The sequence below is a fragment of the Geobacter sp. 60473 genome (assembly GCF_036323535.1).
Lineage (GTDB): Bacteria > Desulfobacterota > Desulfuromonadia > Geobacterales > Geobacteraceae > Geobacter > Geobacter sulfurreducens.
This window is the reverse complement of record NZ_AP028967.1, coordinates 3,747,118-3,764,678: the sequence shown is the minus strand read 5'-3', so window position 1 is coordinate 3,764,678 and position 17,561 is coordinate 3,747,118. Positions and strand designations below refer to the sequence as shown.

General features: G+C 61.4%; 19 protein-coding genes. 4 read left to right on the top strand and 15 right to left on the bottom strand.

Features of this window, described 5'->3' with window-relative positions; translation table 11 throughout:
* Window positions 1-81: 81 nt before the first annotated feature.
* Window positions 82-2,616 carry a molybdopterin-dependent oxidoreductase gene (locus AABA48_RS17255; protein WP_286351532.1) on the top strand — a complete coding sequence of 845 codons (2,535 nt, stop codon included), beginning with the start codon at window positions 82-84 and terminating at the stop codon, window positions 2,614-2,616.
* Window positions 2,617-2,673: 57 nt separating this feature from the next.
* On the opposite strand, the gene mltG is transcribed toward AABA48_RS17255, so the two are convergent.
* The 9 genes from mltG to typA form a co-directional block, all read right to left on the bottom strand.
* A complete protein-coding gene (gene mltG, locus AABA48_RS17250) occupies window positions 2,674-3,696 on the bottom strand; it encodes an endolytic transglycosylase MltG (protein WP_286351531.1) in 1,023 nt (340 codons plus the stop codon).
* The gene (gene plsY, locus AABA48_RS17245) at window positions 3,693-4,277 is read right to left on the bottom strand and encodes a glycerol-3-phosphate 1-O-acyltransferase PlsY (RefSeq protein WP_286351530.1); all 585 of its coding nucleotides are present in this window, start codon (window positions 4,275-4,277) and stop codon (window positions 3,693-3,695) included. The genes mltG and plsY overlap by 4 nt, the downstream gene beginning before the upstream one ends.
* A 73-nt stretch (window positions 4,278-4,350) precedes the next feature.
* Window positions 4,351-4,767 (bottom strand): MauE/DoxX family redox-associated membrane protein, encoded by a 417-nt coding sequence (locus AABA48_RS17240; protein ID WP_286351529.1) that lies wholly within the window; start codon window positions 4,765-4,767, stop codon window positions 4,351-4,353.
* Window positions 4,767-5,276 carry a rhodanese-like domain-containing protein gene (locus AABA48_RS17235; RefSeq protein WP_286351528.1) on the bottom strand — a complete coding sequence of 170 codons (510 nt, stop codon included), beginning with the start codon at window positions 5,274-5,276 and terminating at the stop codon, window positions 4,767-4,769. The genes AABA48_RS17240 and AABA48_RS17235 overlap by 1 nt, the downstream gene beginning before the upstream one ends.
* Complete coding sequence (locus tag AABA48_RS17230) at window positions 5,273-5,632, bottom strand: DUF190 domain-containing protein (RefSeq protein WP_254278337.1); 360 nt, start codon at window positions 5,630-5,632, stop codon at window positions 5,273-5,275. Before AABA48_RS17230 ends, AABA48_RS17235 begins: the two co-directional genes overlap by 4 nt.
* 9 nt (window positions 5,633-5,641) lie before the next feature.
* Entirely contained in the window at window positions 5,642-6,016 is a 375-nt protein-coding gene (gene crcB, locus AABA48_RS17225) for a fluoride efflux transporter CrcB (RefSeq protein WP_286351527.1), read from the bottom strand.
* Between the two features lie 31 nt (window positions 6,017-6,047).
* A complete protein-coding gene (locus tag AABA48_RS17220) occupies window positions 6,048-6,419 on the bottom strand; it encodes a YybH family protein (protein WP_254278335.1) in 372 nt (123 codons plus the stop codon).
* 1 nt (window position 6,420) lies between these two features.
* On the bottom strand, window positions 6,421-7,185 hold the full coding sequence (locus AABA48_RS17215) for an outer membrane protein assembly factor BamD (protein WP_286351526.1): 765 nt from the start codon (window positions 7,183-7,185) through the stop codon (window positions 6,421-6,423).
* A 116-nt stretch (window positions 7,186-7,301) separates the two neighbouring features.
* On the bottom strand, window positions 7,302-9,098 hold the full coding sequence (gene typA / locus AABA48_RS17210) for a translational GTPase TypA (RefSeq protein WP_254278333.1): 1,797 nt from the start codon (window positions 9,096-9,098) through the stop codon (window positions 7,302-7,304).
* A 215-nt stretch (window positions 9,099-9,313) separates the two neighbouring features.
* On the opposite strand from typA, the gene AABA48_RS17205 reads away from it, so the two are divergent.
* Together AABA48_RS17205 and AABA48_RS17200 are read left to right on the top strand one after the other, a co-directional pair.
* Window positions 9,314-9,445 carry a hypothetical protein gene (locus tag AABA48_RS17205; RefSeq protein ID WP_269461455.1) on the top strand — a complete coding sequence of 44 codons (132 nt, stop codon included), beginning with the start codon at window positions 9,314-9,316 and terminating at the stop codon, window positions 9,443-9,445.
* Window positions 9,446-9,453: 8 nt separating this feature from the next.
* Window positions 9,454-10,059 carry a M23 family metallopeptidase gene (locus tag AABA48_RS17200; protein ID WP_286351525.1) on the top strand — a complete coding sequence of 202 codons (606 nt, stop codon included), beginning with the start codon at window positions 9,454-9,456 and terminating at the stop codon, window positions 10,057-10,059.
* Between the two features lie 7 nt (window positions 10,060-10,066).
* Here AABA48_RS17200 and AABA48_RS17195 read toward each other — a convergent pair whose 3' ends face one another.
* The 6 genes from AABA48_RS17195 to AABA48_RS17170 all read right to left on the bottom strand — a co-directional run bounded on the left by AABA48_RS17195 (window position 10,067) and on the right by AABA48_RS17170 (window position 16,084).
* On the bottom strand, window positions 10,067-10,237 hold the full coding sequence (locus tag AABA48_RS17195) for a hypothetical protein (RefSeq protein WP_254278332.1): 171 nt from the start codon (window positions 10,235-10,237) through the stop codon (window positions 10,067-10,069).
* 30 nt (window positions 10,238-10,267) lie between these two features.
* Window positions 10,268-11,494 (bottom strand): ABC transporter permease, encoded by a 1,227-nt coding sequence (locus tag AABA48_RS17190; protein ID WP_338270748.1) that lies wholly within the window; start codon window positions 11,492-11,494, stop codon window positions 10,268-10,270.
* Window positions 11,491-12,198, bottom strand: coding sequence for an ABC transporter ATP-binding protein (locus AABA48_RS17185; protein ID WP_338270746.1), 708 nt, complete (start codon window positions 12,196-12,198; stop codon window positions 11,491-11,493). Before AABA48_RS17185 ends, AABA48_RS17190 begins: the two co-directional genes overlap by 4 nt.
* Complete coding sequence (locus AABA48_RS17180) at window positions 12,199-13,407, bottom strand: efflux RND transporter periplasmic adaptor subunit (protein WP_286351522.1); 1,209 nt, start codon at window positions 13,405-13,407, stop codon at window positions 12,199-12,201. It abuts the gene before it with no gap.
* Window positions 13,408-13,706: 299 nt separating this feature from the next.
* Entirely contained in the window at window positions 13,707-14,837 is a 1,131-nt protein-coding gene (locus AABA48_RS17175; protein WP_286351521.1) for a DUF362 domain-containing protein, read from the bottom strand.
* On the bottom strand, window positions 14,825-16,084 hold the full coding sequence (locus AABA48_RS17170; protein ID WP_286351520.1) for an NAD(P)/FAD-dependent oxidoreductase: 1,260 nt from the start codon (window positions 16,082-16,084) through the stop codon (window positions 14,825-14,827). Before AABA48_RS17170 ends, AABA48_RS17175 begins: the two co-directional genes overlap by 13 nt.
* Window positions 16,085-16,274: 190 nt before the next feature.
* Here AABA48_RS17170 and xerC point away from each other — a divergent pair, with 190 nt between their 5' ends.
* A complete protein-coding gene (xerC, locus tag AABA48_RS17165; RefSeq protein ID WP_286351519.1) occupies window positions 16,275-17,159 on the top strand; it encodes a tyrosine recombinase XerC in 885 nt (294 codons plus the stop codon).
* The last annotated feature ends 402 nt before the right edge of the window (window positions 17,160-17,561 follow it).

Genomic DNA, 17,561 nt, shown 5'->3' with positions numbered 1-17,561 from the left:
ACGGCGGCCCGGGTATCGGCAACGATCCCGGGCGTCGGTGCGTTCCCGGCCGGGAGCCTCTTATCCAGGGGTGAAACGGATATGGTCAGTCTTACAATCGACGGGAAGGACATCACAGTAGCGAAGGAGACCACGATCCTCGATGCGGCGGCGCTCCTCGGGATCACGATACCGACCCTCTGCTGGCTCAAGAAGGTGTCGCCTACCGGTGCCTGCCGCGTCTGCGCGGTTGAGATCGAAGGGGTCGATCGCCCCATGACGGCCTGCAACACGCCGGTCAAAGACGGGATCAAGGTAACAACCCAGTCGGAGAAGCTATCGAGGATTCGCCAGAAGATCATGGAACTGATGCTGGTGAACCATCCCCTCGACTGTCCCGTCTGTGATGCGGGCGGTGAATGCGATCTCCAGAATGCCTGCTACGGCCTCGGCGCTGCAAAGCAGGAATACGGCGCCGTGCTTGAGCGTCGCAAAATCCGTTACGACTGGCCCCTGATCGAGAGCGATCCTAACCGTTGCATCCTCTGCGAGAAATGCGTCAAGGTCGACCATGAAATTGTCGGCTGCAACGCCATCAGGGTAGTCAACAGGGGTGAAGCCACCATTATCGATACGGTGGACGGCAACCCTCTCAACTGCGAATTCTGCGGCAACTGCGTGGCCGCCTGCCCCACCGGCACTCTTATCAGCAAGCCGTTCAAATTCCGCGGCCGCCCCTGGGCCTTCACGACAACACCGAGCGTGTGTCCCTTCTGCGCTGCCGGCTGCCAGATCGAATACCACAGCCGTAACGGTCGGGTGGAACGCGTAACCAGCGACGACTCGACCTACAACAGCGGCAACCTCTGCATCAATGGCCGCTTCGGCTACAGCTACATCAATTCCCCGGATCGCCTTGCCGAGCCGATGGTGAAAGGCCAGAAAGCCGATTGGAATACGGCTATGGGAACTGCAGCAACAGCGCTCAAGCAGATCGTGGCCAGCCATGGCGCCGACGCCGTCGCGGGATTCGGTTCTCCCCGGGTCACCAACGAAGATAACTACCTTTTCCAGAAGCTCATGCGTTCGGCGATCGGCACCGGCAACATCGATTCGGAGGCGCGCCTCGGCTTTGCTGCGACTCAGAAGGTCCTGAGGGAAATGCTTGGCATCGCCGGTGCCAGCACTACCATTGATGCCATTGACCGAGCTACCGCAGTTCTCGTTGTCGGCTGCGACCTGAACGCCGAGGCGACCGGCATGGAGTACCGGGTCATCAAAGCAGCAACAAAGAACAATGCAAAGCTGGTTCTTGCCGCCATGCGCGACATTAAGCTCAAGAAGTTCGCCAACAGCCATCTTAAATACCGGCCGGGAAACGAAACTCTTCTCATCAATGCCCTGACCAAAGCTGTTCTCGAAGAAGGCCTGGAAAACAAGGAGTTCTGCAGCGCGAACATCAGCAATCTTTCCGACCTGACCGCGGCCCTGGCAGGAGTCTCGATTGCCGATGCCGCCGCGGCGACCGGCGTCACAGAAGCGGATCTGCGCGCAGCAGCGCGGCTTGTCGGAGGCAAAAAGGGAGTTGCCGTCATCTTCGGCGCCGAACTCATGCGTGGCGGCAATACCGACGCGGTGAAGGCTCTTATCAACCTCGCACTGATTCTTGGCGCCACTGCAGGCGATACCGGCGGGCTTTTCCCGGTGTATGAGAAGACCAACATCCGCGGTCTTCTCGATATGGGGGTTGCTCCCGACCACTTCCCCGGTCATCAGACAGACGGCACCACCTTCGAGAAAGCGTGGGGCAAAAAACTTCCTGCCGCTGCCGGCAAGGACCTCTGGCAAATCATTGAAGGCATCGAGCAGGGAAGCGTCAAGGCCCTCTACCTCCTCGGCTGCGACCCGGTGGCATCGTTTCCGGAAGGAGAGCGGATACGTAAGGCCCTGGAGAAGTTGGAACTCCTCATTGTGCAGGACCCATTCCCCGGAGAGGCCGCAAAACTGGCCCACGTGGTCTTCCCTTCCTCCGTAGCCGCTGAGAAAAACGGAACATTCACGACCATTGACGGCAGAGTACAACCCCTTGCCAAGGCGGTTGCTCCGCCGGGCGACGCCCGTGAGGACTGGGACATCCTTACCGAACTGTACAATCGCCTGACGGGTGAAAGCCGCGTACATTCACCCGCAGCCGTGCTCGACGAAGTTGCGGCGCTCGTCCCCGCTTATGCATCTGTTGGCCGGACCGGTGGCACCATTGCCGCGCAGCCACGTTCGGGCGGCCTGGCCCTGGCGCCGGTATCCGCCAAGGCGGTTGCCGGATCACCAACGACCCTTCTGGTCGGCACCATCCTCTATCACAGCGGAACGACCACCACATGGTCTAAAAACAATCTGGAAATTATCCCCGAGGGATATATCGAGATTCATCCGAACGATGCGGCAAAGCTCGGCATTGCCGAAGGAGGCAAGGTACGGCTGAGTGCCGGGACGGTGAAGGTTGAAGGAACGGCGAAGATAACGCCGCGGGTTCAACCGGGGCTGCTTTTCGCACCCAGCCATTTCCGCGGCATGAACGTGAACGCCCTTCTGTCCCGTGACGGCGGAGTTGTTCCCGTCACGGCAGAAAAAGCCTGACTCCGGGCTAACCATCGTATTCAAAACAAAAAGCCCCGCTCAACGGCGGGGCTTTTTTCATTTGGCGGGATCTTTCAAGTATCGCCGGACTGCTGCGTTGTGCTCCTCCAGCGAGGCTGAAAAATGGTGCGTACCGTCCTTACGGGCCACGAAATAGAGATAGCCGGTGGCGGCCGGATTGAGAGCAGCAGCCAGAGCGTCGCGTCCCGGATTGCCGATGGGACCGGGCGGAAGTCCGGCGATGCGGTAGGTATTGTGCGAGGTATTCCGCAGGATATCTTGACGGGTCACGTTCCCGCCAAAGGCTCGCACACCATAGACCGCAGTGGGGTCGCTCTGGAGGCGCATGCCCTTGGCCAAGCGATTGTGGAAAACCGAGGAGATCAGAGGGCGTTCCGCCGGAGAAACAGCCTCCTTTTCAATCATTGAGGCAAGGGTCACCACTCGATGCCGCGATATCCCCCGGCGACGCGCCTTCTCTGCGAATCCGGCCGCATAGATCTTGTCGAACTGGGATACCATGACCCGAATCAGATCCTTTTCGTCCATGGATCGGGAAACGGCATAGGTGCTCGGGTAGAGGTAGCCCTCGACACTGCTGCTCTGGATGCCGAGTTCGGCCAGAAACGACGGATCGGTTGCGGCAGCCAGGAAGCGTTCCCGCGAGAACATTCCTTTACCTTCCAGCAATTCCGCAACCTGGTACATGGAATATCCTTCGGGAACGGCGAAAGGTTGAGCATAGACCTCGCCAGCCACCAGCTTGCGGAGAATTTCTGCAGGATTCATGGCATCGGAGAATTGGTATTCGCCGGCCTTAAGCCGCTCGGCCTCTCCCTGCAGACGGGCATGGAGCACAAACAGCCGGGCACTGGTGATCAGTCCGGCCGCCTCAAGCTCACCGGCAATGCGCCGAGGGGTAGCCCCCTTGTCGAAGGAGAGAATCCGGACGATGTTACCGTTGCCGGCTGGCACGGCGAGGAAGAGCCCATAACTGACCAACGGGGCAAGGATACTGGCGATGATCAGGGCCGCCACCACAAGGAGGCGTCTGTCGCGGAGGTTGACGGATACTTTCATGCCTTGAAACGGTTCTCGGTTCCCTCGCGCAGCCGGCGGATGTTCTCCCGGTGCTTGACGATGACGATGACCGCGATGACAAGAGTCATCCCCACAAGGAGAGGGCGCCGTTCCACGGCGGCAACCAGAAAAGGCATGGCGGCAGCAGCTGTAATGGATCCAAGCGAGATGTAGCGGGTTGCGGCGACAATACCGATGAAGAGGGCGAGCGCCCCGAGGACGGACAGAGGTGAAACGCCGAGAAAGACCCCCAGAGCCGTGGCGACCCCCTTCCCTCCCTTGAAGCCGAGAAAAATGGTGTACACATGGCCGAGAAAGGCGGCAAGTCCGACGGCGGCCACCCAGGGATCGGCAAAACCGAGCTTGCGGGCCACGAGAACCGGCACAAGGCCCTTAAGACAGTCCCCCAGCAGGGTGGCGATGCCGACGGTACGGCCTAGGGTGCGGTAGACATTGGTGGCACCGATGTTTCCGCTGCCGGTGGCGCGGATGTCGACGCCGGAGGCACGGGCCAGGAGCAGTCCCGTGGGAATCGATCCGACAATGTAGGCGACGGCGGTAAGAATGAGCTCGTTCAGCACGCGGGTCTCCAGCTGTTTATGAACCGTACGCATCCTACATCAATTTTCGGGATGCGGCAATATGATGGACTGTTCATTGTTTTGTTTTGCGAAAGACGAAAACGGCCGAAACAAGCAACATAATATCGCGAAAAATGGCCGTCCAGGCGGAGGTTTTCTCTCCTCCCTGGCGGAAGCAGCCGCAGTCGATGTCAAGCCCCCGGGCCAGGGTGGAAATGAGCAGAACGATAAACAGGATATTCATGACCGCCACGAGGGCTGCGGCGCTGCGGGCTCTCCAGCCCGTGACGAGCAACAGACCACAGATTGCCTCAATCCATGGCAGGATGGCTGCTACCAGGTAGTTGCCGGCATACGGGAGCAGTTGGTAGGCGGCCACGTTGCCGGCAAAGGCGGGAGGATTGGCTATCTTGATGACAGCAGCGTAGAGAAAGACCGCGCCGAGAGTGACCCGCAGCAGGGCTGTGAGGTGACGTTTCACCGCATCCATCACGCACCTCCCGTGGTTATCGGATAGCCAGCGTCTCGCCATTCGGGGAACCCTCCCTCAAAGACGAAAACCTGGCCAAAGCCCGCCCGGATGAGTTTCTCTCCCAAGGCGCGGCTGTCGTGACAGTCGTATCCGTTGCAGTAGACAATCAGAAGGCGATCCTTGGGGGTGTTGGCCGCCAGTGGCGGGATAAGTTGGTCAGCCTCGCCAAGGGGGAGCAGGACAGCGCCCCTGATATGTCCGGCGCCATAAGAGTCGCTATCCCTGGCGTCGATGATGAGGGCCTCGTTGCGGTCAAAGAGCTCCTTCACCTGCATGAGGCCCAGAGGGAGAGGGATTGGTGCCGTTGCAACGGTCGCCGCCGGGGGAGGGTCAGATGTCCCCGCCCCCACGGCGCGCCCCTGAAAGACATCTGCCAGAAGCCGGTAATTCCAGGTTATGCCGATGATGGCGGCCACGACGACAATGAGCGCCATTTCGGCGGCAAGACGTTTCGGATCGGACTTCATGGCGTTGCGGCTGCCCCCTTTCCTGCCGGCGTGTAGCGGATAACCGTAGCCTTCTCCATAGTGATCATACCGCCCGTCATCATGTCGTCTATCTTGGGCATCAGAGCATCGAGCCGCTCCTGATCGTCAACCACTTCCACCACCATGGGAAGGTCGGCGGAAAGATCCAGGAGTCTGGCCGTATGACAGACACTCGATGCCCCGAAGCCGGCCACCCCCCGCAGCACTGTGGCGCCGGCGCATCCTTCACGCCTGAGCAGCTCCAGAAGCGCCTCGTGAAGAGGGCGGGATCCCCAGCGATCTCCTTCGCCGATGAATATCCGCATGAGTATCTTTTCGCCGACGAATCTCGTCATGACGCCTCCCTACAGCTGCCGCGCCGCCATTATCCCGGCCCACGTACCGACGAGGCAGAGGACCACGCTGGCCAGGACATTAAGCGAGGCAGAGAAAAACTCTCCATCTTCCAAGAGCTTGAACGTCTCATAACTGAAGGTGGAAAAGGTGGTGAATCCGCCGAGAAAACCGATGGTGAGCCCCAGGCGCAGCTCCTGGGACAGCACGGTGGTCCGGAGAGCGGCTTCCATGATCAGGCCGATGAGGAATGCTCCTATGACGTTGACCGCCAATGTCCCCCAGGGAAACGCCCTGCCGGCCAGGGCGTACACCCCGCCCGCCAGGAGATAGCGGGCAACACAGCCGACGGCGCCGAAAACGGCTATGGCAAGGATGGTCGTCATGAATGGGTGTCCAACGAGACGGGGAATGCACTCACAACCCGCCGGCAATCTTCCAGCCGTCCTTCTCCCGGTGCAGAACGATGGTTTCCTGTCCCGTCAACTCCAGAACCCGACCCTTGACGTTCGCCTTCATCACGTAGCGTCCGGCGACCTCGGCAGTGGTTCCATCCAGGCGGATTCGGCGATCCAGCGAGCGGTAGCCGACCGGGCCGGAGATCAGCAGGTTCTGCTCCAGGTCGGGCCGCGCCTGCCGGTACGCGGGCGCAAGAAGAGATGCATAAAGGGCAGCGTCACCCCGGCTGAGAGCCTCCTCCCGAAGCCGCAGGACCTCTTCCACGGCGCGCCGGTCTCCGCCGCAGCCGGTCAGGGAAAGCAGGAGCAGCAGCGCCGGCAAGCGTCTCATGTCAGAAGTTCTTGTCCAGGAACGAGCGGGCCTCGTCAACGTACTTGCTCGTGCGGAACTCATTGAAAAGCCGCTGGAACGCCTCACGTCCGCCGGCTTTGTCACCGGCTTTGATATAGGCCTTGCCCAGGTAGTAGAGGGTCTCGTCGTGGAGCGGAGAACGGGGATAGCGCTTGAGGGCATCCTCCAGCCGCTTGATGGCGGAGGTGTACTTTTCGGTACGGTAATAGAACTGTCCCACGTAAATCTCGTACTGGACCTGGTTCTGGCGTGCCGCTTCAAGCTTGTTGCGCACCTCTTCCGCATACTCGGACTGGGGATAGAGGCGCAAAAACGACTCGAAAATGGTTACCGTGTTGGATACGGGGGTCTGGTCGGTGTCGAATCCGTGGATCTGGTTGAAATAGCTCAGGCCTTGACGGTAAAGGGCATAAGCCGACTTCTCGTGGTTGGGATGAAGCTTGCGGAACTCTTCGTAGGATGCGGCAGCTTCGATGTAGTTGCCGCTATCGAACTGGGCGTCGGCGATCTTGATCTCGGCCAGGGTGATCAGATCAGGAGAAATGTAACTTTCCTTCACCTTGCGCCACTGGGCTATGGCGTCCTCGAATCGACGGGAACTCTGAAACTCCTCTGCCTCCCGGGCCATGGACTCGGGGCTGCGGCTCACCGGAGCCGTTGAGGAGGCGAAAAGCCCGCAGCCGGCCACAAAGAGCAGCGGGATGAGCAGGGTCGGGTAGAGGGGGCGGAGCCTGGACACGTTCATGGTCTCACCTTCCGTCGGATATCACTGATGAAAGTAGAAAAATCACCCGGCAAAGTCAAGCAAAGTTCCCCAGGCCGGAGCCTGGGGAACTTTACACACCGGTGAAGCGTCTCCCGTCACTTCCGTTTCCGCTTGTTCGGGTCGAGTTCTTTCTTTCTGAGCCTGATGGACTGCGGGGTCACTTCTACCAGTTCGTCGTCGTCAATGAACTCCAGGGCCTGCTCCAGGGTAAGGATGCGCGGAGGGGTGAGCTTAATGGCGTCGTCCGAACCGGAGGCACGGACATTGGTAAGTTTCTTTCCCTTGCAGGGGTTCACGTCCAGATCGTTGTCCTTGGCGTGCTGGCCGATGATCATCCCACCGTAGACTTCCACACCGGGACCGATGAAGAGGATTCCCCGGGGCTGGAGTGCGTCGAGGGCATAGGCAGTGGTTTCGCCGAGCTCCATGGCAATGAGGACGCCGTTCTTGCGCCCCGGGATATCACCCTTGTAAGGGGCATAGTCGTGGAAGGTGTGGGTCATGACCGCAGTGCCCCGCGTCTCGGTGAGGAGTTCTCCCCGCAGGCCGATGAGCCCCCGGGCCGGCACCACAAACTCCAGCCGCACTGTCTCGCCCATGGGCTGCAGGGAGGTCATCTCCCCCTTGCGGGGTCCCATCTTCTCGATGATGGCACCCTGGAACTCGGAGGGAACGTCCACCACCAAGTACTCCATCGGTTCCATCTTCGTGCCGTCGATCACCCGCAAGATGACCTCCGGCTTGGAAACCGCCATCTCGAATCCTTCGCGCCGCATGCTCTCGATGAGGATGGACAGGTGAAGCTCGCCCCGGCCGGAAACCTTGAACGTGTCCGCGTTGGCCGTATCCTCCACCCGTAGCGACACGTTGGTGCGCAACTCCCGGTCAAGGCGCTCCCGGATGTTGCGGGAGGTGACGAACTTCCCCTCACGGCCGGCAAAGGGGGAGGAATTGACAATGAAGTTCATTGAAATGGTCGGCTCGTCGATCGACACATAAGGAAGCGCCACCGGATTATCTGCAGCGGCCAGCGTCTCGCCGATGCCCACGTCGTCAAAACCAGCCACGGTAACGATGTCGCCGGTACACGCCTCGGGGATATCCACCTGCTTGAGCCCCTCGTATCCCAGCAGCTTGGTGATGCGTCCCCGCTCGATGCTCCCGTCGCGCCGCACGAGCGCCACAGTCTCGCCGGCCTTCACCCGGCCGTTGAATATCCTGCCGGTGGCGATCCGGCCGATGTAGTCGTTGTAGTCGATATTGGTCACGAGTAGCTGGAACGGGGCCTTCGAATCGCCGGCCGGCGGGTGGACGTTACTCTCGATTACCGCGAAGAGGGGCTCCATACTGTTGGAGTCGGAATTGAGGTCGAGCTTGGCGAATCCGAGTTTGGCACTGGTATAGACGATGGGGAAGTCGAGTTGCTCGTCGGTGGCGTTCAGCTCGCAAAACAGGTCGAAAACCATGTCCACCACCTCGTCGGGGCGTGAACCAGGGCGGTCGATCTTGTTGATGACCACGATCGGCTTCAGACCGAGGTCGAGGGACTTCTTGAGCACGAAGCGGGTCTGGGGCATGGGGCCGTCCAGGGCATCGACCAGAAGCAGCACTGAATCGACCATCTTGAGTACCCGTTCCACCTCGCCGCCGAAGTCGGCGTGGCCCGGAGTATCGACGATGTTGATCTTGTAGCGGCCGTGGTGGACCGACAGGTTTTTTGCCAGGATGGTGATGCCCCGCTCCTTCTCCAGGTCGTTGGAATCCATAACCCGCTCGGTGATGGCTTCGTTTTCCCGGAAAACTCCGGCGTGCTTGAGCATGGCATCCACGAGGGTGGTCTTGCCGTGGTCAACGTGGGCGATGATGGCGATGTTTCTGATTCTCTCCTGCATGAAACGCGACTCCTGACTGAAGGGTACGGCCGCTGCGCACGGACCGGTAAAAAACAAAAGACGAGCGTGACGCCCGTCTTCAAAGTATGGCCACTATGACAATTTTGCCTTGAAATGACAAGTTAAAAGTGGCGATAGGGTTGATTTCGACCCGGCACCCATGGCATATTTGTTGCTTTGATATGTTTAGACTCACGCAACCGGAGAGTGCTGCCATGCCACTGTTCAAAGACGTTCTGCATACGCTTACCCGTGGCGCAATCAAGGAAGACCGTCCGATCATGGCCTTCATGCTCGGTCTCGCCGCATTGTCCGTCAGCCTCATCATTCTCGGGCTGACCAGATAGAAACCGCCGTGAATAGTCGCATCCTCTCTATACTCTTGTCACTTTCCCTGGCCGTGGGCCTGGGGAGTTCGCCTGCCGCAGCGGCTCGCCGCTTGCCCGTGGACGGCGGCACCGTCACCTCCGGCATCGGCTGGAGGATCGACCCCTTCGGCAGTGGCCGCCAGGTCTACCATCACGGGGTTGACATCGCCGTGCCCGAAGGCACGCCGGTCTATCCCACCGAGCGGGGGACGGTCCTCCATGCGGGGCTCTACAAGGGATACGGCAATCTGGTTGCAGTGGACCACGGCAACGGCTACGTTTCCCTGTATGGGCACAACGCGACACTTCTCGTCAAGGAAGGACAAAAAGTCGACACGTCCACGGCTATTGCCCTGTCGGGCAGCACCGGGCGCTCAACCGGCCCCCATGTCCACTACGAGGTCCGCCAAATCCCCGGGTACACACAAAAAACACGGGACCGGATGGAGGAACAGCTGAAAGTGCTGGTTGCAGAGCGGATCGAGGGATGGGTTGAAGACCACGTGGCGACCGCCCAGGGTGACGGAACCGATGCCGGCCCCCGAGCCCCCTTGGCCGAACTGGCGCTCCCCTCAGACGACGGTTTCCAGTAGCGGCGGGTCACAGACTTTTGCGATAGCGCACCAGCAGGTAGATGCAGAACGCACCGACGGCGGCCATGGCGGCCACCAGCCACCACGACACCCCCCTCCCCAGCCCCAGATAGAACAGCGGGTAGAGAAACGCCCCGTTCAGCAGGGTCACGGCCAGAAACACCAGCAGCGTCTTCACAGCCCCTCCCCATAGCGTGCAAAACCCAACTCATTCATAGCGCAGGGCCTCGATGGGATTTAGTCCCGCAGCCTTGCGTGCCGGATAGAATCCGAAAAATATCCCGACTCCGCCGGAGAATGCGAAGGCGAGCAGGATTGCCTTTGATGAAATCATCGTGGGCCAGCCAAAGAACTGCGAGATCAGGGTGGCCTCCCCGATGCCAATGGCCATGCCGATGACTCCCCCCAGAAGGGTCAGGAGCACCGCCTCGGCCAGGAACTGAAGGAGGATGTCGCGCTGCCGGGCGCCGATGGCCATCCGGATGCCGATCTCCCGCGTTCGCTCCGTGACCGAGACCAGCATGATATTCATAATGCCGATGCCGCCCACGATCAGCGAAATGGATGCCACAGCCCCGAAAAGGATCGTGAGCATCTTCTGGGACTGCTCCGAGGCGGCCAGGATCTCGGTCAGGTTCCGCACCGTGTAGTCCCTCTCTTTGGCCGGACCGATCCGGTGACGTTGGTCGAGAAGCGTTGTCAGCTCCTCTTCGGCCTGATCCATCAATTCACGACTCTTGGCCTGCACCATGATCGCCCCCACGGTGTTGGGGAACTGGGAGCCGAGAATCTTACGCTGGGCTGTGCGTAGGGGAAGCAGGATTATGTCGTCCTGGTCGCTTCCCTGGGGAGACTGCCCCTTGCGCTCCAGCAGGCCCACCACGGTGAAGGGGACCCGCTTGACCCGAACGGTCTTGCCGACAGGGTCTTCAGCCCCGAACAGGTTTTCGGCAACGGTCTGGCCCAGAATGCAGTTCTTTGTGGCCCCCTCGACATCCGATAGGGAAAGTTCCCGCCCTGCCACCACCGGCCACTCACGCACCTGCAGAAACTCCGGCGTAACCCCCATGATCATGGTCGACCAGTTCATGTTGCCGGCCACCACTTGGGCGGTACCCCGGACCGTGGGTGCGGCCCGCAGCACCGAGGGAAGGTCGGTGTTGATGGCTCGGGCATCGTCCAAAGTCAGGGAGGGGACGGAACCGGCGCCGATACGAAGCCCCCCGCTGGTGGTGGAACCGGGGATTACCAGAATGATGTTGCTGCCGATGCTGGCGATGACGTCGGACACCACCTTCTGGGCGCCGCTGCCGATGGCCACGATGATGATGACGGCCGCGATGCCGATGATGATGCCGAGCATGGTGAGAAATGAGCGCATCTTATTGGCGAGCAGGGCCCGCAACGAGATCCGGAGGCTCATGAGGAGGTTCATGACTGGCCCTCCCCCGGCGCGGACACAGTCGTATCGGCAATGATCCGGCCATCGCGGAAGGTTATGGAGCGGGACGCCCACGCAGCGATGTCGGGCTCGTGGGTGACCATGAGGATGGTGATTCCTTTGCCGTGGAGCTCCGCGAAAATCCGCATGATCTCTTCACTGGTGGTGCTGTCCAGGTTGCCGGTCGGCTCGTCTGCCAGGAGCAGGGCCGGGGCGTTCACCAGTGCCCGGGCAATGGCAACCCGCTGCTGCTGACCGCCGGAAAGCTGATTGCTGTAGTGACCCGCACGTTCGGCAAGCCCCACCATGGCCAGGGCCGCCAGCGCGCGCTCACGCCGTTGTGCGGCGTTAACTCCAGCGTAGACGAGGGGAAGCTCGACGTTTTCCCGTGCCGTGGTGCGGGGGAGGAGGTTGAACCCCTGGAAGACAAAGCCGAGCTTGCGGTTGCGAATGGCGGCCAGCTCATTCTGCGAAAGCTCGCCGACGTTCACTCCCTCCAGCAGATAGGTGCCAGAAGTCGGTACGTCCAGGCAGCCGAGCATGTTCATGCAGGTGGACTTGCCGCTCCCGGACGACCCCATAATGGCGATGAACTCCCCCTGCTCCACCGAGAAGGATATGCCCCGCAGGGCCTCCACCCGCTGGTCCCCCATGGTGTAGACCTTGGTGACGTTATCGAGCCTGACGACCGCGCTCATCTAGAACCGCATTCCCATGGGAGATCTGCCGCTGCCTCCGCTCTTCTGTTTGTCCCTGGGAGTGGTCTCCTGAACGATTATCTCGTCTCCCTCCTTCAAGGCTCCGGAGACGATCTCCACATGGCTGTCGTTGCCGAGACCGGTCTGCACCTTCACCGGCACCGGCTTCTTCTCCGGCGACAGGATGAAGACCTGCTGTCCCGCCTCCCGCTTCGCCTTTGCCGGACCGGACGGAGCACGGCGCTCACCCTCGTCACCGTCCGCGCGGGGCTTGAACCGCAGTGCCGCCATGGGGACTTTGAGCACTTTTTCCTTTTTGCCCACCTCAACGGCCACGTTGGCAGTCATCCCCGGCTTGAGCTTCAATTCGGGATTGTCCACGGTGATGACCACCACGTAGGTAACCACATTCTGGGTGATGACCGGGGCATTGCGGATCTGGGCCACCCGGGCATTGAATTTCTCGTCCGGATAGGCATCCACAGTGAAAGTAACCTGCTGCCCCACCCGCACGCGACTGATATCGGCCTCGTCCACGCTGGTCTCGATCTGCATCCGGGTAAGATCCTGGGCGATGGTGAACAGGGTCGGGGTCTGGAAGGAGGCGGCCACGGTCTGTCCCACGTCCACGGCCCGGGATATGACGACACCATCCACCGGCGACCGGATGGTGGCGTTCTTCAGGTTGGTTTCCGCCCGGGACTGGGCGCCCCGGGTCTGGACGACCGAGGCTTCAGCGGCCTTGACGGCGGCGGCGGCCTCCTGGGCACCGGTTTCGGCGGTGTCGAGGTCGCTCTGGGAGACAACTCCCTCCTTAACCAGTTGCCGGTTGCGCTCCATGGTCCGCTTGGCATCGGCGGCAGTGGCCCGGGCCTTCAGGAGATTCGCCTGCGCGCTCAGAAGGTTGCCCCTAGCCTGCTCCACGTCGGCCCGAAACAGCGCCGGATCGATCTCAGCGATGATCTGTCCCTTTTTCACGGGGGTATTGTAGTCCACGAGCAGGCGATAGATGGTGCCGGAGACCTGGGTCCCGACCTGAACGGTGGTGACGGCGCTCAGGTTGCCCGTGGCGGAGACGGTGGCAACGACATCGCCCCGTTCCACTTTGGCGGTCTTGTAGGTCCTTTCGGGTTCACGCTTGCCGAAGGCGAAATAGATTCCCGCTGCGGCTACGATGACAACCGCCGCGATGATGGCTGCTTTTTTCATTCTCACCTCATGGGGGAAAGATGGCACGGGGATTATATATCAAAAACGGCAGAACACACCAACCGTTGACATGAAAAAACCCCCTGCCGCAAACGACAGGGGGCTCATCGTAACGCCCGCCGCCATCAGGCGACGGGCCGGCGTCGGCAACCCTCCTTGCAGCGGGTAACCGGACGAAGCATATAGATCGTGGTCCACATGGCCTGGGGTCTCCTTTCAGAGGAATTTCCTCAGTGCGCGAGGTTATAGTTATGATAATCCTGCCCCCCCGCAACGTCAAGGAGTCGAGCCATTAAAGTTTACTCCTTGAATTTCTTGAACAGTTTCAGCAGCACTCCGTCCCGGACCCCGAGGGAACCGTCGGGGCAGAGTTCGCGGCAGCAGAAGCAGCGGATGCAGGCGTGGTAGTCGAAATAGAGCCGCCCATCGCTCACGGAGATGGCCCGCGGAGGACAGGCGTCAACGCACGCCCCGCACAGGCGGCACCCCTCGGGGTTCGCCACCGGCCGCGCAGTGAGATGATGACGAAGCCGGTTCTTGAGGAAACCGGGGAGGCCGAACTGGACGTCCGACAGGTGCGGCAGGCGAAAGTCCGGCACTCGGGCATCGTCGGGCGAGAGTCCGACCGTCGTGATGCCGGACCGGTCCCAGCCGTCGATGCCGAGCCGCTCTGCGGCGCGCTCGACCCAGAGGAGCTGCTTCGGGATGCCCGCCAGTTCCGCGGCCACCACATCCACCGCCACGGCATTGGCTCCGGCCAGGATGAGCCCCATCGGCCTGGGGTCGCCGCTGCCCGGACCATCACCCTCCATGGCCACAACGGCGTCGACTATGGTCAGATCCGGCGGTCTCAGAAGGTAGATTTCCAGGAGAAGCCGGGCGAACAGCTCCCGGTCGGCGCCGGCCTTGAGGTGCCAGCCCGCCTTGGCGGTTCCGACCACGGCGCCGAAAAGGTTCTTCACGGCGCAGGTCATGGTCATCATTTCGTGGGTCTTGAGCTTGGGAAGGTTGATGAGCCGGTCAGCTTCCAGGTAGGGTCGCGCCACATCCATACGTCTGAAGAGCCCGCTGCCCGGAACGGCAACCGCATCGTCAAACGGGACCAGTTCGGCGCCGGCCTCCCGGGCCACGGATGCCATGCCGCTCCTCTCCGCCACGGCCCGAAAGCCGCCGATACCGGGAGAGTCACCCACCAGCGGGATCCCGCCGACCTCCCGGACGAGCCCGATCACGGCCCGCAACGCCTCCGGGTGGGTAGTTACCGCCCGCTCGGGTGTCTTGGCAGCCAGCATGTTCGGTTTGATCAGAACCCGCTCACCGGGGCGGACAAAGGCCCCCATCCCTCCCAGGGAAGCGAGGGCCCGACCCATGGCTTCGGCAACCTCTGAGGGATCGTAGCGTACGGCCCGTTCGACGGCTACCGTGTGCATCCGTTGCCCGGCGTTTCACGCTCCGTGATGAGGCGCACCTGGCGCTCATGGAACCAGTAGTACCAGATCCAGTTGAGCATGACCACAATACGGTTGCGAAAGCCGATGAGATAGTAGAGGTGCAGCAGGAGCCAGGCTATCCAGGCCGCATACCCGCGGAGATTCATGCCGAAAGCGCTGGCCACGGCGGCGCTTCGGCCGATGGTGGCCATGCTTCCCTTGTCGTGATACCTGAAGGGAGGAGCAGGCGCCCCCTGTTCACGGGCCAGAATCGACTTTCCGGCATGGATCCCCATCTGCATTGCCACCGGAGCCACCATGGGCAGGGGAGCGCCATCCTGCTCCAGCCAGGCCATATCCCCGACCACATAGACATCGGGATGGCCGGGCAACGTCAGATCGGGCTCCACCGCGATCCGTCCGCCCGGTTTCTGTTCAACGCCGAGGGTCGCCGCCAGGGGGGCTGCCTTGACCCCTGCGGACCAGAACAGGGTATGGGCCGGGATGACGGCACCGTCATGCAGGGTTACCCGTTCAGGCCCCGCGTCAACCACGCGGGCGTTGAGCAGCACCTCGACCCCCATGCCCCGGAGCTTTTGCAGGGTATAGCCCTGCAGCTCGGCCGGCATGGCTGCCAGAAGCCGGTCAAAGGCCTCCACGAGCACGACCCGGGCAGCCTGAACGCTCAGTTCCGGGTAATCCTTGGTCAGCACGTACCGGACCAGCTCGATGAGGGCGCCGGCAAACTCGACGCCGGTGGGGCCGCCGCCCACGATCACGAATGTCATGAGCGCCCGGCGCTTGGCCGGATCGGGTTCAATCACGGCCCGCTCGAAAGCCGTGAGGATATGGTTGCGCAGCCGCTCGGCATCAACCAGCTCTTTCAGGTCAAAGGCATGCTGCTCCACCGATTTCAGCCCGAAATAGTTGGTGACGCTTCCTGCGCCGATCACGAGATAGTCGTAAGGTATGGAACCGTTGTCGGTAACGACTTGACGGGCCTCGAAGTCGACGCCGGTCACCTCGGCAAGCTGGAACCGCGTCCCGGTCCAACCGCGGGCCATGGCGCGAACCGGATAGGCAATAGACTCCTGCTCGAGACCGGCGGTTGCCACCTGGTAGAGGAGTGGCTGGAAGAGGTGGTAATTGTTCCGGTCCACGAGAACCACATCCAGCCCCTTTTGCGCCAGGGTCCGTGCCGACCTGATGCCGCCAAACCCCATACCGATGATAACCACTCGTTTCACGCCGCTCGTACCTCCCGAAAATAGTTACACAAGAATATCGCCCTTCCGCAGCACCCGCCTTGACACAGGTCAAGCGGACAGGACAACTGAGGAAGCATACCCCGATTCAAGGCGATACACAACCGGCCTTCGCACGGTCAATGGAATCTGTTATCATAGGCCGATCGCACGATCCAACCCGGAGGCAGCCGTGGACTTGGAAGTAACCACTTTCATCCGCTACCTGGAGAACGAGCGCGCCGTTTCACCCCACACTCGCGCCGCCTATGAGTCCGACCTTGCCCAATTCAGGGAATTCGTCCGGGGAGAACTGGGCGCCGGGGCCGGCGCGGCGGCCATAACTCACCTCCTGGTCCGGCGCTGGCTCGCCCAGCTCCATCAATCTCACGCCAGGAGCTCAATCGGCCGTAAGCTGGCCGCAGTACGCGCATTTTTCACTTACCTTGTCCGCACCGGAGCCCTGCCCCGCAACCCGGCAGAACTGGTCAGCGCCCCCAAGCGCGAGAAGAAAGTCCCGTTCCACCTGAACATCGATGAGGTAACCGCCCTGGTGGAGTCTCCCCGGCAACCCGACGTCCTGAGCCTGCGCGACCGGGCCATTCTGGAAACCCTCTATTCCTGCGGTGTCAGGGTCTCGGAGCTGACCGGCCTCAATGTGGGGGGGATCGACCTGGCTGACGGCACGGTCCGTGTCCTCGGCAAGGGTGGCAAGGAACGGGTAGTTCCGATCGGGAGCCATGCCCGCCTCGCCCTAAGCTCCTATCTGGCCGCCCGTAACCACCCTCCCCCGGAGGTCCCCCTTTTCACCAATGCCCGGGGAGGCCGGCTTACCTCCCGTAGCGTCCGGCGGGTGGTGGACAAGCATATCCTGAAAGTCGCCGCCATGAGGAAGATATCTCCCCACACCCTGCGCCACACCTTTGCCACCCACCTCCTTGAGGGAGGAGCCGATCTGCGTGCCATCCAGGAATTGCTGGGACATGCCTCGCTCTCAACCACCCAGAAATATACCCACGTGGGAATCGACCGTCTCATGGAAGTGTACGACAAGGCCCATCCCAAGGCACGCACATGAGCCTCATCCGGATGCGCAAAGCCGCCACCGGACGGTGTTCAGCCCACGCCGACAAAAAATCCTTGTCATTTCCGCCAGTATCCCGTACAGTTACCGCTGACTGAACAACGCTCAGGCGGATTCTGCCCTCCGGCATACCCCGAAGTACCCCCGCCCTTTGCTTCATCGATCACTAACCCCCTCTGCTTTCAGCACGCTCTCCGGCGCGGCAGCACACATGGTTGGCGACGATGTTTCATGCCAGTCAGTTCTGTGTTGTTGCCGACCCTGTTCAGGGCATCAGGTTGCCCTGCGGCGCGCACATAACCTTTTTCCCGTTTCGACGACAGCTACGGCAGCCCTGACGGCTCGTGCGGCGTGGTGCGTTGCACCCGTGCGGCCCGTTAACGGCTTGCCCCTGGC

Coding starts and splice junctions, on each gene's coding strand:
- AABA48_RS17255 (WP_286351532.1), top strand. CDS start 82: ATGGTCAGTCTTACAATCGACGGGAAGGACATCACAGTAGCGAAGGAG.
- mltG (WP_286351531.1), bottom strand. CDS start 3,696: ATGAAAGTATCCGTCAACCTCCGCGACAGACGCCTCCTTGTGGTGGCG.
- AABA48_RS17240 (WP_286351529.1), bottom strand. CDS start 4,767: ATGGATGCGGTGAAACGTCACCTCACAGCCCTGCTGCGGGTCACTCTC.
- AABA48_RS17235 (WP_286351528.1), bottom strand. CDS start 5,276: ATGAAGTCCGATCCGAAACGTCTTGCCGCCGAAATGGCGCTCATTGTC.
- AABA48_RS17230 (WP_254278337.1), bottom strand. CDS start 5,632: ATGACGAGATTCGTCGGCGAAAAGATACTCATGCGGATATTCATCGGC.
- crcB (WP_286351527.1), bottom strand. CDS start 6,016: ATGACGACCATCCTTGCCATAGCCGTTTTCGGCGCCGTCGGCTGTGTT.
- AABA48_RS17220 (WP_254278335.1), bottom strand. CDS start 6,419: ATGAGACGCTTGCCGGCGCTGCTGCTCCTGCTTTCCCTGACCGGCTGC.
- AABA48_RS17215 (WP_286351526.1), bottom strand. CDS start 7,185: ATGAACGTGTCCAGGCTCCGCCCCCTCTACCCGACCCTGCTCATCCCG.
- typA (WP_254278333.1), bottom strand. CDS start 9,098: ATGCAGGAGAGAATCAGAAACATCGCCATCATCGCCCACGTTGACCAC.
- AABA48_RS17205 (WP_269461455.1), top strand. CDS start 9,314: ATGCCACTGTTCAAAGACGTTCTGCATACGCTTACCCGTGGCGCAATC.
- AABA48_RS17190 (WP_338270748.1), bottom strand. CDS start 11,494: ATGAACCTCCTCATGAGCCTCCGGATCTCGTTGCGGGCCCTGCTCGCC.
- AABA48_RS17185 (WP_338270746.1), bottom strand. CDS start 12,198: ATGAGCGCGGTCGTCAGGCTCGATAACGTCACCAAGGTCTACACCATG.
- AABA48_RS17180 (WP_286351522.1), bottom strand. CDS start 13,407: ATGAAAAAAGCAGCCATCATCGCGGCGGTTGTCATCGTAGCCGCAGCG.
- AABA48_RS17175 (WP_286351521.1), bottom strand. CDS start 14,837: ATGCACACGGTAGCCGTCGAACGGGCCGTACGCTACGATCCCTCAGAG.